This window comes from Amycolatopsis sp. NPDC004772 (assembly GCF_053601215.1).
Genome location: NZ_JBSGBK010000023.1, coordinates 62,169 through 75,847, shown reverse-complemented (window position 1 = coordinate 75,847; position 13,679 = coordinate 62,169). Strand labels below are relative to the sequence as shown.

The 13,679-nt window shown below is 71.4% G+C and carries 11 protein-coding genes; 1 reads left to right on the top strand and 10 read right to left on the bottom strand.

What is annotated here, in order from left to right:
* From ACWEF6_RS16670 to ACWEF6_RS16640, 7 genes are all read right to left on the bottom strand, one after another.
* A complete protein-coding gene (locus tag ACWEF6_RS16670) occupies window positions 1-1,392 on the bottom strand; it encodes a nitrate/nitrite transporter (protein WP_449683722.1) in 1,392 nt (463 codons plus the stop codon).
* Window positions 1,389-2,816, bottom strand: coding sequence for an FAD-dependent oxidoreductase (locus ACWEF6_RS16665; RefSeq protein WP_449683721.1), 1,428 nt, complete (start codon window positions 2,814-2,816; stop codon window positions 1,389-1,391). The genes ACWEF6_RS16670 and ACWEF6_RS16665 overlap by 4 nt, the downstream gene beginning before the upstream one ends.
* A complete protein-coding gene (locus ACWEF6_RS16660) occupies window positions 2,813-4,861 on the bottom strand; it encodes a molybdopterin oxidoreductase family protein (RefSeq protein WP_449683720.1) in 2,049 nt (682 codons plus the stop codon). Before ACWEF6_RS16660 ends, ACWEF6_RS16665 begins: the two co-directional genes overlap by 4 nt.
* A gap of 194 nt (window positions 4,862-5,055) precedes the next feature.
* On the bottom strand, window positions 5,056-5,853 hold the full coding sequence (locus ACWEF6_RS16655) for a TIGR02569 family protein (protein WP_449683719.1): 798 nt from the start codon (window positions 5,851-5,853) through the stop codon (window positions 5,056-5,058).
* 86 nt (window positions 5,854-5,939) lie between these two features.
* The gene (moeZ, locus tag ACWEF6_RS16650; RefSeq protein WP_449665983.1) at window positions 5,940-7,115 is read right to left on the bottom strand and encodes an adenylyltransferase/sulfurtransferase MoeZ; all 1,176 of its coding nucleotides are present in this window, start codon (window positions 7,113-7,115) and stop codon (window positions 5,940-5,942) included.
* A 93-nt stretch (window positions 7,116-7,208) separates the two neighbouring features.
* On the bottom strand, window positions 7,209-8,372 hold the full coding sequence (locus ACWEF6_RS16645; RefSeq protein ID WP_449683718.1) for a DUF3152 domain-containing protein: 1,164 nt from the start codon (window positions 8,370-8,372) through the stop codon (window positions 7,209-7,211).
* Between the two features lie 81 nt (window positions 8,373-8,453).
* The gene (locus ACWEF6_RS16640; RefSeq protein ID WP_449683717.1) at window positions 8,454-9,431 is read right to left on the bottom strand and encodes an alpha/beta fold hydrolase; all 978 of its coding nucleotides are present in this window, start codon (window positions 9,429-9,431) and stop codon (window positions 8,454-8,456) included.
* A gap of 113 nt (window positions 9,432-9,544) precedes the next feature.
* Between ACWEF6_RS16640 and ACWEF6_RS16635 the strand changes: the two genes are divergently transcribed.
* Entirely contained in the window at window positions 9,545-10,171 is a 627-nt protein-coding gene (locus tag ACWEF6_RS16635) for a TetR/AcrR family transcriptional regulator (protein ID WP_003095505.1), read from the top strand.
* Window positions 10,172-10,304: 133 nt separating this feature from the next.
* Here ACWEF6_RS16635 and ACWEF6_RS16630 read toward each other — a convergent pair whose 3' ends face one another.
* From ACWEF6_RS16630 to ACWEF6_RS16620, 3 genes are all read right to left on the bottom strand, one after another.
* On the bottom strand, window positions 10,305-10,805 hold the full coding sequence (locus ACWEF6_RS16630; protein WP_449683716.1) for a DUF3455 domain-containing protein: 501 nt from the start codon (window positions 10,803-10,805) through the stop codon (window positions 10,305-10,307).
* Between the two features lie 87 nt (window positions 10,806-10,892).
* A complete protein-coding gene (locus ACWEF6_RS16625) occupies window positions 10,893-12,452 on the bottom strand; it encodes a sodium:solute symporter (RefSeq protein WP_449683715.1) in 1,560 nt (519 codons plus the stop codon).
* A 9-nt stretch (window positions 12,453-12,461) separates the two neighbouring features.
* The gene (locus ACWEF6_RS16620) at window positions 12,462-13,673 is read right to left on the bottom strand and encodes an anhydro-N-acetylmuramic acid kinase (RefSeq protein ID WP_449683714.1); all 1,212 of its coding nucleotides are present in this window, start codon (window positions 13,671-13,673) and stop codon (window positions 12,462-12,464) included.
* Window positions 13,674-13,679 lie beyond the last annotated feature (6 nt).

Below are 13,679 nucleotides of genomic sequence, written 5' to 3'. Positions count from 1 at the left end.
TCAGACCTCCGCTCCCGCGAGCGCCAGACCGCGCTCACTCGTGGGCTGTTCGGCGGGCTTGCGCAGGTAGACCGCCCAGGTGACGGCGAAGCAGAGCCCGTAGAAGACGAGGAATCCGATGAAGGCGGGCACGCCGCTCTTCGCGTCGGCGAACGACTGCCGGAACGCCAGGTTGATGAAGAGGCCACCCTCGGCACCGATCGCGCCGGCCAGGCCGATCAGCGCACCGGACAGCCGCCGCGCCTTGAGCAGCTCGGCCGTCTCCTCGGCGCCGTTGGCGATGGCGACCTTCGCCTTGGCGCGGAAGATGGCCGGGATCATCTTGTACGTCGAGCCGTTGCCGATGCCGGTGAGCACGAACAGCACGATGAAGGCGATCGTGAACAGCGTCAGGGACTTCGACGTCGAGGCGAGGATCAGCACCACCGTGGCCAGCGCCATCCCGGTGAAGGTGGCGAAGGTGACCTTGCCACCGCCGATGCGGTCGGCCAGCCAGCCGCCGGTCGGCCGGGAGAACGAGCCGAGCAGCGGGCCGAGGAACGTCACCGCGGCCGCCTGCAGCGGGGTGCGGCCGAACTGGTTCTGCAGGACCAGGCCGAAGGCGAAGCTGTAGCCGATGAACGAGCCGAACGTGCCGACGTACAGAAACGACATCACCCAGGTGTGCGGGTCCTTGACGACCTCGCGCATCGCCTTCGTGTCGCCCTTCATGGTGGCGAGGTTGTCCATGAAGAAGTACGCGCACAGCGCCGCGACGACGATCAGCGGCAGGTAGATGAACAGCACCAGCCGCGGCGCGGTCGCGCCCGCCGTGCCGATCACCAGCAGCCCGACCAGCTGGATCGCCGCGACACCGAGGTTGCCGCCGCCGGCGTTGAGACCCAGCGCCCAGCCCTTGTGCTTCTCGGGGTAGAAGGCGTTGATGTTCGTCATCGACGAGGCGAAGTTGCCGCCGCCCACCCCGCCGAGGGCGGCGACGATCAGGAAGGTGCCGAGCGACGTGCCGGGGTGCAGCACGATCGCGGCCAGCGTGGTCGGGATCAGCAGCAGCACGGCCGAGACGACCGTCCAGTTGCGGCCGCCGAACTTCGCCACGGCGAACGTGTAGGGCAGCCGCATCAGGCCGCCGATCAGCGTCGGCGTCGAGACGAGGAGGAACTTGTCGGCGGCGGAGAAGCCGTAGTCCTTGCCCATGAACAGGACGATGACCGACCAGAGGGTCCAGATCGAGAAGCCGATGTGCTCGGCGAAGACCGAGAACCACAGGTTGCGGCGGGCGACCTTCTTGCCCGTCGACTCCCAGAACGCTTCGTTCTCGGGTTCCCAGTGCTCGATCCAGTGTTTTCCTTGGTGCGCCACGGCGGTCTCCTCAGTGCGGGTCGGGTCGGTCATTGCGCGGCGAGCCAGTTCGCGATGCCGCCGACGGTGTCGGTGCACCCGCCGCATCCCGTGGTCGCTCGCGTGGCCCGCGCCAGTGCGGGAGTGTCGGTGGCCCCGGCCTTCCAGGCCTCGATCAGCCGGCCCTTGGTGACGTTGTTGCAGCGGCAGATCACCGCCGCCGCGGGCAGGTCGCCCGGGCTGGCCGCCGTGGTGCTGCCGCTGGGCAGCGCGCGGCCGAGCAGGACGGCGAGCCGGTCTTCCGGCAACGGCGTCCCGCGGTCGTGGAACTGGGTGATGGTGGCGGCCGCGTCGGGCAGGCCGAGCAGGATCGCCCCGGTGACGCGGTTTTCGCGGACGACGAGCTTGCCGTACCGGCCACCGGTCGGGTCGTTGAAGGTGAGCACCTCGGCGCCGTTGTCGGATGCTTCGAGCTGGGTCTCGCCGAGCGCGGCGAGGTCGATGCCGCGGGCCTTGAGCCGGGTGACGGCCGTGGTGCCGCGATAGCGGGCCGCCGCGTTCGTCCCGGTCAGGACGTCGGCGAGGACTTCGGCCTGCTCCCAGGCGGGCTGGATGAGCCCGGCCGGGGCGCCGGGGTGGCGGGCGCAGTCGCCGAGGGCGTGGATGCGGCCGTCGCTGGTGCGCAGGACGTCGTCGACCAGGATGCCCAGGTCGACGTCGAGGCCGGCTTCGGCGGCCAGGCTCGTCTCGGCGCGGACGCCGGCCGCGACCACGACCAGGTCGGCCGGGACGAGGCTGCCGTCGTCGAGCTTGAGCCCGTCACCGGGCAGGTAGCGGGCCGCGGTCGCGCCGAACTTGAACGTCACGCCCATCTCGGTGAGCTGCCGGGCCAGCACGTGGCCGGCAGCCGGGTCGAGCTGGCGTTCCATGACGTGCCCCAGCGGGTGCACGACGGTCACCTGGTTGCCGCGCCCGGCCAGCCCGCGGGCGGCTTCGAGGCCGAGCAGGCCGCCGCCGAGCACCGCGACCGGCGCGCCGAAGCGGGCGGCGTCGAGGATCTTGGCGCAGTCGTCGAGGCTGCGGAAGGCGACCACCCCGGGCCCGGCTTCGAGGCCTTCGACCGGCGGGATCCACGGGTTCGCGCCGGTGGCGAGCACCAGGGCGTCGTAGTCGGCGGAGGAGCCGTCGGCCAGCTCGACACAGCGCTTCTCGCGGTCGATGCGGGCGACGTCGACACCGAGCCGGAGGTCGATGTTGTGGCGCTGGGCCCATTCGTCGTCGTGCAGGCGGACGCTTTCGGCGCTCATCCCGCCCGCGACGACGGCGGACAGCAGGACCCGGTTGTAGGCGGCGTGCTTTTCGGCACCGAGGACGGTGAGGCGGACGCGCTCGGCGATCGGGTCACGGCGGCGGATTTCGTCGGCGAGCCGGGCGCCGGCCATGCCGTAGCCGACGATGACGACTTCACGGGGGGTCATGCGGCACCATCCACTGTAGACAAGGACACGGCACACACCTTGAACTCCGGCATCCGGGAAACCGGGTCGAGCGCCGGGTTGGTGACCAGGTTGGCGCGCTGCTCACCCGGGAAGTGGAACGGCAGGAAGACGAGGTCGGGCTTGAGGCTCTGCGCGAACCGGACCCGCGCGACGGTTTCGCCGCGCCGGGAGCGGATCAGCGCCCGGTCGCCTTCTTCGAGCCCGGCGCGCTTGGCGGTGTCCGGGTGGACCTCGACGAACGCCTCCGGGACGACCTCGTTGAGCTCGCCGATCAGCCGCGTCTGGGCGCCCGACTGGTAGTGCTGCAGGACGCGGCCGGTGGTGGCCTGCAAGGGGAACTCGTCGTCCGGGAGCTCGGCCGGGCCGGTGTGCTCGACCGGCGTGAACCGCGCGCGGCCGTCCGGGTGGGCGAAGGCGTCGAGGAACATCCGCGGGGTGCCGGGGTGGTCGTTCCCGGGGACCGGCCAGTGCAGGGCCTCGCCGCTGCGGAGCCGGTCGTAACTGACGCCGGAGTAGTCGGCGATGCCACCCTTGGACGCGACCCGCAGCTCCTCGAACACCGTCTCGGCGTCGGTCGGGAACCGGCCTCCGGGCTGGCCCAGCCGGAGCGCGAGGCCGTGGAGGACGTCGAGGTCGGACCGGACGCCCGGCGGCGGGGTCAACGCCCTGCGCCGCAGCAGGATCCGGCCTTCGAGGTTGGTGAGCGTGCCGTCCTCCTCGGCCCACTGGGTGACCGGCAGGACGACGTCGGCGAGCGCCGCAGTCTCCGACAGCACGAAGTCGGCGACGACCAGAAAGTCCAGTTCGGACAGTCGATCCTGGACCCGTTGTGAGCGCGGCGCCGAGACGACGACGTTGCTGCCGAACACCATCAGCGCCTTGGGGCCGTTCTCCTGGCCGAGCGCTTCGAGCAGTTCGGTGGCCGAGCGGCCGGGCCCGGGCAGGCTTTCGGCGTCCACACCCCAGACCCCGGCGACGTACGCGCGCGCGGCGGGGTCGTCGAGCTTGCGGTAGCCGGGCAGCTGGTCGGCCTTCTGGCCGTGCTCGCGTCCGCCTTGGCCGTTGCCCTGGCCGGTGAGGCAGCCGTAGCCGGAGCCCGGGCGGCCGGGCAGGCCGAGGCCGAGGGCGAGGTTGATCCAGGCGCCGACGGTCGCGGTGCCGGTGGCGTGCTGCTCGGTGCCGCGGGCGGTGAGGACGTAGGCGTTGCGGGCACCGGCGAGCTTCTCGGCGGCGAGGCGCATGTAGGCGGCCGAGACACCGGTGACGCGTTCGGCGCGCTCCGGCCACCAGCTCGCGGCGATCCGCCACACGTCGGCGAACCCGCTGGTGCGGTCGTCTACATAGGACCGATCAAGGTGGCCGCCTTCGACGACGGCATGCAGGATGCCCAGCGCCAGCGCGAGATCCGTGCCGGGCGCGGGGGCCAGGTGCAGGCTCGCCAGCTCGGCGGTCGGGGTGCGCCGCGGGTCGACGACGATCAGGTCGGTGCCGCGCAGGTGCTGGGTGAACGGCGGCATGGTCTCGGCCGGGTTCGCCCCGGCGAGCAGCACGACGTCGGCGTTCTTGAGATCGGTGACCGGGAACGGCATCCCGCGGTCCGCGCCGAAGGCCTTGATCCCCGCGGCGGCGGCCGAGGACATGCACCACCGGCCGTTGTAGTCGATCTGCGAGGTGCCGAGCGCGACCCGGGCGAACTTGCCGAGCAGGTAGGCCTTTTCGTTGGTCAGCCCGCCGCCGCCGAAGATCGCGACGCCGTCCGGACCGTGGTTCGCCTGCGTTTCGCGGAGCTTGTGGGCGACGTGGTCGAGGGCGAAGTCCCAGCTGACCGGCTCGAGCGCGCCGTTGACCCGCAGCATCGGGGTGGTCAGCCGCTTCGGGCTGGTGAGGAGGCTGCCGGACGTCCAGCCCTTCTGGCACAGGCCGCCGGCGTTGACCGGGAAGTCCCGCGGGGTGACGCGGGTGCCGTCGAGGCTCATCCCGCACTGCAGGGCGCAGTACGGGCAGTGGGTGTCGACCTGCGGCATCGGGCACCTCCTCGGCGTTTCGGGCGTGCCCTGACGCTAAGGAGGCCTTGTTAACCGGATTCGACCGAATGTTTCAGGCAGTTGACATTGCGGCAGTGTTTCCGCCGCCCGGCCGGTGAGATCCGTGTCCACCTGGCGGGAGTCGGGAGGTCAGCGGTCCTTTCCGGAGGTGACACGGGTACTTGGGACGTGGGTCACAAGACGCCGGAAACCTCGCGGGCCGCCGCGCGCAGGCCGTCCAGCGATGCCTGGGTCGATTTCGGGTTCAGCGCGTTCGACGCCAATCGGAACAGCACCGCACGCAACAGCAGCTGCGGCCACTCCGGCAGGTGGGCCCACCGTTCGAGCAGGTCCCGACCCGCGCCGCCCCAAGCCAGCGCGTCCACCGCGACGATCGCCGCGCCGTACTCGCCCGGGCGGTAGTACGGGACGAAATCGACCAGGCCGGGGCCGGCGTCTCCGTCGAACAGGAGCCCCGCCAGCAGCTCGCCGTGGGCCACCTGCGACGGCAACCGGATCGGCCTGCGGGCGCCCGCGAGGACCTCGAACCAGCGGCCGCCCTTCGTCTCCGCCAGGGGGACGTCGGCCTCTTCCCACGCGACACGGTCCGCCACCGCGTCCACGTCCGTGCGGGCGTCGAGGAACTCCGGCCGGGGCAGGCCGACCGTGGCCCGGTGCAGTTTCACCGCCGCCAGCACCGAAGCGTCTCCGCGGTGCTCGTGCGTGCCCGGGACGAACCTCGACGCCGTCCAGCCGCCGACGATCCAGCGGCCGTCCGTCGAACGGACCGGCTTGCCGACCCGCAACCCCGGCTCGCGGACGTAGTCGAGTGCGTGCGCGGTCCACAGTGTCCGGACCTTGTCGGTGACCGGCTTGAGCACCAGGTCGCCGCAGCGCCACGCCGTCGAATCCGGCAGGCGTTCACCGTCGTCCGCGGGGCCGCCGAAGGCCGCGCAGACGTGCGCCGGGGGACGTTCGAGGGTTGACCGCACGAGCCGTGACGTTACCCGGCCGGGTGTTCCACGAATGAGAAGACTCGCTGCTCACACGCGGTTTCCCGGCCGGGCAAAACACACTGTCAGTAGGTCGGCAGGCTCGGGTCGATCTGCTTCGCCCAGGCGAGCACGCCGCCGCCGAGGTGCGTCGCGTCCTTGAAGCCGGCCGCGTGCAGGGCGGCGAGGGCCTCGGCGGACCGGGCACCGGACTTGCAGTGCAGGACGATCGGCTTGTCCTGTGGCAGCTCGGCCAGCGCCTCACCCGAGAGGATCCGGTCCTTCGGGATGAGCGTCGCGCCCTTGATGTTGACGATCTCGTACTCGTGCGGCTCGCGGACGTCGATCAGCGCGAAGTTCTCGCCGCTGTCGAACTTGGCCTTGAGCTCCGCCGGGGTGATCGTGCTGCCCGACGCGGCCGACGCCGCCTCGTCCGAAACCACACCGCAGAACGCCTCGTAGTCGATCAGCTCGGTGATCTTCGGCGTGTCCGGGTCCTTGCGGATCTTGACCTCGCGGTACTTCATCTCCAGCGCGTCGTAGCTGATCAGGCGGCCGAGCAGCGGCTCGCCGATGCCGGTGATGAGCTTGATCGCCTCGGTCACCATGATCGAGCCGATGGACGCGCACAGCACGCCCAGCACGCCACCCTCGGCGCAGGAGGGGACCATGCCCGGGGGCGGCGGCTCCGGGTAGAGGTCGCGGTAGTTGAGGCCCTTGCCGTTCGGCGCGTCCTCCCAGAACACGCTGACCTGGCCTTCGAACCGGAAGATCGAGCCCCAGACGTACGGCTTGCCCAGCAGCACCGCGGCGTCGTTGACCAGGTAGCGCGTGGCGAAGTTGTCGGTGCCGTCGACGATCAGGTCGTACTGCTCGAAGATCTCCAGCGCGTTCGACGAGTCGAGCCGGTCGGTGTGCAGGTGCACCTTGACCAGCGGGTTGATCTCGGCGATCGACTCCTGCGCGGACGCGGCCTTGAGCTTGCCGACGTCGGACTGGCCGTGGATGACCTGGCGCTGCAGGTTCGACTCGTCCACCACGTCGAAGTCGACGATGCCGAGCGTGCCGACCCCGGCGGCGGCCAGGTACAGCAGCGCGGGGCTGCCGAGGCCGCCGGCCCCGATCACCAGGACCTTCGCGTTCTTCAGCCGCTTCTGCCCGGTCACCCCGACGTCGGGGATGATCAGGTGACGGCTGTACCGGGCCACCTCTTCCTTGGTGAGCTCGGCAGCCGGCTCGACGAGCGGCGGCAGTGCTGACATGGGTCCTCCATCTCGCGCGCGTATCGCGTCCATCCCACTATGCACAACGCGCGCAGGCAAATAGGTCTTCCCGCGTCCACATGATGGGAGAACTCAGGCGGCGGGCTTGGGGTTCGGCCACGCGTTGGGCAGGCAGGTGCGGCCGTCCTTGGCCACCTTGCCCTTGTCGCCGCCGGGGATGTCGTTGAGCATCGAGACGTAGTCGTCGGAGACCCCGAAGGACTGCTGCATCATCACCGGCGCCGGCTGGCCTTCGCCGCCGCAGCCGACGTGCTGGTTGCCCAGGGCGTGCCCGACCTCGTGGTTGATGGCGTACTGCCGGTAGCCGGTCATGTCCGCGTTGAACGCCTTCGCGCCGCGTACCCAGCGGGCCAGGTTGATCAGCACCCGGCCGAGGCTCTTGCGGTAGCAGGACGCCTCGAACTTGATCTGGAACCCGCAGGCGTCCGGCCGGTGCGTGGTCTCCGGCGTGGTCAGGCTCACCCGGAACGACGGGTTCGGGAAGTTGCCGTCCACCCGCTGGAACGCGATCTTGCCGTCCCAGGTCCAGCCCTGGGCCGGGTTCGACAGCGTGCCCTGGACGGCCGTGGCAAAGGCGTCGTCACCGGCGTAGCTCGCCGGGTCGATGCCGTCCTCGACCTCGACGGTGTAGGTGTAGAGCTTCCCGTTGCCGATCTTCGGGCCGCTGCCCGGGACGACGTGCCACTTGCCCGCGCCCGCCTGCGTGAACGGGATGCCCTCCGGCAGGTCCGCGGTCGGCACCTTCAGGTCGACCGGAGTGGCCGGGTTCTCCGGGATGGGCTGCTCGCCGTTGCCGTCGATCGCGCCGCCGGAGGAGTCTCCGCCCGCCGACTCGACGCCGGGCGCGGAGGCGCCGGGGCCCTCCTCGGCGATCGGCTGGGCCGGGCTGTTGGCCGTGTTGACCACGACGAGCACGGTCAGCACCACCAGGATCGGCAGCGCGTAGACGCGCCAGCCGTAGGTCTTGGTCAGCTTCCCCAGGCCGGACTTCGACGGCGGGTCCGCCTCCTCCCGCGCGACCGGCACCTCCGGCTTCCAGGAGGCGCTCAGCGGCTCGGCGCTGGTCCGGCGGCTGCCCGAGCGGTAGCGGTCCTCGCCGGCGCGCTGGGACGGCGCCTTCCCCGGGCGGTACTGCCCGGTGCGGGGGTGGTCCTCGGCGTCCGGCGTCCGGCGGGCCGACGCGCGGTGGGGCGTCCGCCGATCTTCGCCTCGCGCGTCCTGCTTCACCCGGTCCACCGCACCAGGGTGCCACAGCGGCGAGGCACCGCTCGCGCCGACTGGCGGATCATCGAGTGAACCCGCCGTCCCCCGATCGGGTCACCAGGTGCCCGCTTCGACGTGCTCCCACATGCCCAGCACGGCCTTCGCGACGACGACCGGGCGTTCCATCTGCGCCACGTGGCCGGTGCGCGGCAGCACGAGCAGCCGGGCCCGCGGGATCGCCCGGGCGGTCCGCACCGCGCGTTTCACCGAGATGACGCGGTCCTCCCGGCCCCAGACGACCAGCGTCGGCGCCTTGACGAGCGGCGCGACCGACCACAGCGACGCCTTCCCGAGCGTCGACCACGCCCGGAAGATGGCGAACGTGCTGCGGGCCATCGCGGGCGCGGCCCAGGCGAACCCGGCGCGGGCGCCGTGTTCCTCGGTCAGCTCGTCGAGGCGGCTCTCGGGGAACCGCGACGGGTCGGCGAAGCACAGCTTGATGACCTGCGCGGCGCGTTCCCGCGGCCCGAGCGCGGCGAGCTGGGCCCGCACCCGCGCGCCGACCAGCGGCAGGTACGCGAACGCCATCCGCGGGTCCGACAGCCGCCGCGGGTCGAGCCGCAGGTCCGGCACCGCCGGCGAGATGAGCGTCAGCGTCTTCACGAGCTCGGGCTTCTGGGCCGCGACCAGCAGGGCGATGGCGCCGCCCATGGAGTTGCCGAACAGGTGGACCGGCGCGCCGACCGCTTCGACGTGCTTTACAACGACGTCCGCGTGCGCCTGGAGCGTGAAGTCGAAGCCCTCTTCGGGCTCGGAGTAGCCGAACCCCGGCAGGTCGATCGCCGTGCCGCCGGCGACCGGCGAGAGCAGGGCGGCCAGGTCGGTCCAGTTCGTCGACGAGCCGCCGAGACCGTGGACGTACACCGCCGGGACGCCGTCCGGACCCGGCGTGCGGCGGACGTGCAGCCGGGCGGTGCCGACCTCTTCGAACGCCGCCGGCCAGGGCGGCGGGACCGGGTCGAGCGACGGCAAGGCCCTGCTCGAGAGCGGCACGTGGGTCAGCGGCGGCCGGGCCTGCACGGGGGTCTTCACGGGTCCAGAATGCCCGACCCTTGGCGCGGCACACGTACCGGCGAGTAATCTTCAGGGCGACTTCACGCGGTGGCGACCCCGCCCGTCGAAGAAGCGATGACGGGAGGATGAGCATGACGGAGATGACGCGGCTGCAGCAACGTGGGGTGCGGCTGCCCCGGACCGAGCGCCGGGCCCAGCTCCTCGCCGCGGCGCAACGGGTCTTCGCCGAAAACGGTTACCACGCCGCCGCGATGGACGAGATCGCCGAGGTCGCGGGCGTCTCGAAGCCGGTGCTGTACCAGCACTTCCCCGGCAAGCTCGATCTGTACATCGCGCTGCTGGAGAGCCACGTCGACGAGCTGGTCAAGCGCGTCCAGAACGCGCTGGACTCGACGACGGAGAACAAGCAGCGCGTGCCGGCGACGGTAGGCGCGTTCTTCGACTTCGTGAGCAACGACGCGGGCGCGTTCCGGATGGTCTTCGAGTCCGACCTGCGCGGCGAGCCGGCGGTCCAGGAAGCGGTCGACCGGGCGACGTCGGCGAGCGTGGACGCGATCACCGAGACAATCACGGCGGACGCGGGCCTCGACGAGGACAAGGCGCGGCTGCTGGCCGTCGGGCTGGTCGGGATGAGCCAGGTCAGCGCCCGGTTCTGGCTGGCCCACCACCAGTCGATGAGCCGCGAGGAGGCGGTGGCCCTGACGGCCAACCTCGCCTGGCGCGGCATCGGCGGCGGCTTCCCGCTCAAGGACTCCTGACCCGCTCACCACCAAGCGCCCCAATGTGGCGTTGGTTGCGTCCAACGCACCCAATGTGGCGTTCGGTGCGTCCAACGCACCGAACGCCACATTGGGTGCGCTGGACGCAACCAACGCCACATTGGGGCGCTGGTCAGCCGGCGACCCAGAAGGCGTAGTCCGCCGAGTACCGGACCGCCGTCTGCGCGCCCGCTGTGCACGTTCCGGCCGGGGCGACGCCGCCGCGGGTGTTGAGGCGCTGGACGTAGGTCACCTTGCCGAAGATCCCGTCGCCGGTGTTGAGGTTCGCCTTGAGCAGCAGTTCCGGGATCGCGTTCGTCCGCGGCGAGGAAGCGGCCGCCGCGGCGCCGACCGTGCTGCCGTCCACAATGGACGTCCAGACCGGACCCTTGCTGTGCAGCGCCACCGGCTTCCCGTGCTTCGACAGCACGGCGGCGGGCTGGATCAGCGTCCACGCGCCGTTCGTGCAGCCGTAGATCTGCACGCCCTCGGCCGCGTAGCTGGCCACCGGCCGGTTGCCCGCCGGAACCTTGATCGCGTCCGGCACCTTGGCGGCCGCCGGGGTGGCCGAAGCCGTCGCCGCGCCGCCGACCAGGAGGGCACCCACCGCGAGCGCCACCGTCATCCGCTTCATGGAATCCACCTTCGAAAATCCTCCCGCCGCTTCTCGGCGGGCTCCCGCCCCTCCACACGGGAGCCCGCCGGAAACGGTTCAGGAGGATCAGGCGGCGCGCACCTCGGCGGTCGCGGCGTCCGCTTCGGCCGCCTTCGGGTCCGGCGTCCGGTGCCGCAGGGCCAGCAGGCCGCCGACGACCAGCGTGATGACCACGCCCATCAGCGTGTACCACGGGTACGCCAGCGCCACCTTGTCCCCGGCCGCCTTGCTGAAGTCGACGCCGATCAGGCCGCCGGTCTTCGCGTTGAACTTCACCCCGAGGATGACGAACGCCATCACCACGACCGTGACCACGAACGCGATGATCGCGTCCACCTGCCGCGCCTTCTTGATCAGCAGGCCCAGCAGGAACGACCCCAGCAGCGCGCCGTAGGTGTAGCCGGTGATGGCCAGGCCGAGCTCGATCACCGAGTTCTTCGTGGTGGAGAACAGCGAAGCGAACACCGCGAACACGACGGCCCAGATCAGTGTCCACATGCGACCGTGCTGCAGCAGCTTCGAATCCTCCGGCGAGCGCTTGGTGAACCGCTGGTAGAGGTCGGCCACGGTGGACGTCGACAGCGCGTTGAGCGCCGAAGCCAGCGCGCCCATGGTCGAGGCCAGGACACCGGCGATGAGCAGGCCCGAGACACCGACCGGCAGGTCGTCGATGATGAACCGCGAGAACACGTCGTCCGGGCTCTGCAGGCCCAGCTGCGCCACGGACTTGCGGCCGTTGAACACCCACAGCATCGCCCCGACCAGCAGGAACAGCGCGAACTGGACGGTGACGATGACGCCGCTGCCGATCAGCGCCTTCTGGCCGTCGCGCAGGCTGCGGGTGGCCAGCAGCCGCTGCGCGATCAGCTGGTCGGCGCCGTGCGACGCCATCGACAGCGCCGCGCCGCCGAGCACCGCCGTGATGAAGGCGTACGGGCTGGTCAGCAGGTTCTTCGTGAAGTCGACGAGCATGAACTTGCCGTCCGCGGACGCCTGGGTGGCCCAGTCGGCCGGCAGCTTGTTCAGCAGCACGATCGCGGCCACCGCGGCGCCGCCGAGGTAGAGCGTCAGCTGGATGACGTCGACCCAGACGACCGCCTTGATCCCGCCGATGTAGGCGTAGACCAGCGTCAGCGCGGTGAGGATGACGACGATCACCCAGTAGTCCAGGTGGATGCCGTAGTGGCCGAGGATCACCTTGATCGGGATCGCGCCGGCGAACAGGCGCACGCCCTCGGCGAGCAGCCGCGTGATCACGAACGTCACCGACGCCGTGCCCTGCAGCCCCGAGCCGAACCGCTTCCCGAGGAAGGCGTACGCGCTGACGAGGTTGCCCCGGAAGTACCGCGGCAGCAACACGAACGCGGCGATCGTCCGGCCGATGATGTAGCCGAAGGCCAGCTGCAGGAACAGGAAGGCGTTGCCGAAGACCAGCCCGGGCGTGCTGATCACGGTGAGCGTCGAGGTCTCCGTGGCCACCACGGACAGCATCACCGCACCCCACGGGAGGCTGCGCTCGCCGACGAAGTAGTCCGCCGCCGACCGTTGTCTCCGGCCGACCAGCACGCCGATCAGCGGCATCGCCGCCAGGTAGATCACGATGATGGCGAGGTCAACACCGCGCATGGATCACTCCTACCGTTCTCCGGCCTTCTCCGCGACTCGCAACCGGGTCACGGTGCCCCCCAGCGGGGCGGGAAGGGTCAGGGGACCGCGGCCCGGGACCAGCGCGCCGAGCACGCGCGGCCCGCGGGCACCGGTCGCCGACGGCACCGTACCGGGCACGCCGCACCAGCTCAGCCAGCCCAGCAACGCGGTCAGGTACGCCTCTTTGCCGGCGCCGGGCAGGCCGAGGTCGTCACTGGTCTTGACCACCGCCGGCCCCACGGCGCGGATCAGCGCGGCCATCAGCGCCGGGTTGGCGACGCCGCCCCCGGAGGCGATGACGGTGGTGACACCGTGACGGCGGCACTGGTCGGCCACGGTGACGGCGGTCAGCTCGGTCAGCGTCGCGAGCAGGTCGCCGGGTTCGACGCTGTCCAGGCCGGCCAGTGCGGTGTCGAGGTAGTCCGCGTTGAAGTGCTCCTTGCCGGTGGACTTCGGGGGTGCGGCGGCGAAGTACGGGTCGGCGAGCAGCCGGCCGAGCAGGTCGGCGCGCACCGACCCGCCGAGGGCGAGCCGGCCGTCGACGTCGCTGCGCTGCCCCGAGACGCGGTGGGCGGCGACGTCGAGCAGGGCGTTGGCGGGCCCGGTGTCGTAGGCGATCACCGGCCGCCCCTCGGTGACGACGGTGATGTTCGCGATGCCGCCGAGGTTCAGCGCGGCGACCGGCCGTGCGGTGTCCTCGGCGAGGCCGTGCAGCCACAGCCGGTCGAGCGTGCTCGCCAGGGGCGCGCCGTGGCCGCCCGCGGCGACGTCGCGCGCCCGCAGGTCGGCGATCACCGGCAGCCCGGTGCGCTCGGCGATCCAGGCGGGCTGGCCGAGCTGGAGGGTGCCGCGGACGTGGTTGTCCTCGACCCAGTGGAACACCGTCTGGCCGAGCGACGCGACCAGGTCCGCGCGGCCGCCGAGCTCTTCGACGCCGCGCGCGGCCGCGTCGGCGAACGCCTGGCCGACGCCGGTGTCCAGCCGCGTCAGCTCGCCGGCGGTGCACGGGTTCGGCGGCAGCGCGGCGAGCAGGCCCTCGCGCAGGTGGTCGGGGTAGGGGACGTCGAGCTCGCCGAGCGGTGTCAGCACGACCGTGTCCTCTTCGGCGTGCAGGTCGGCGGCGGCCACGTCGATCCCGTCGAGCGACGTGCCCGAAATCAGGCCGATCACCCGATAGCCGTGACTCGCTCGCAGCCCCATCCGGAG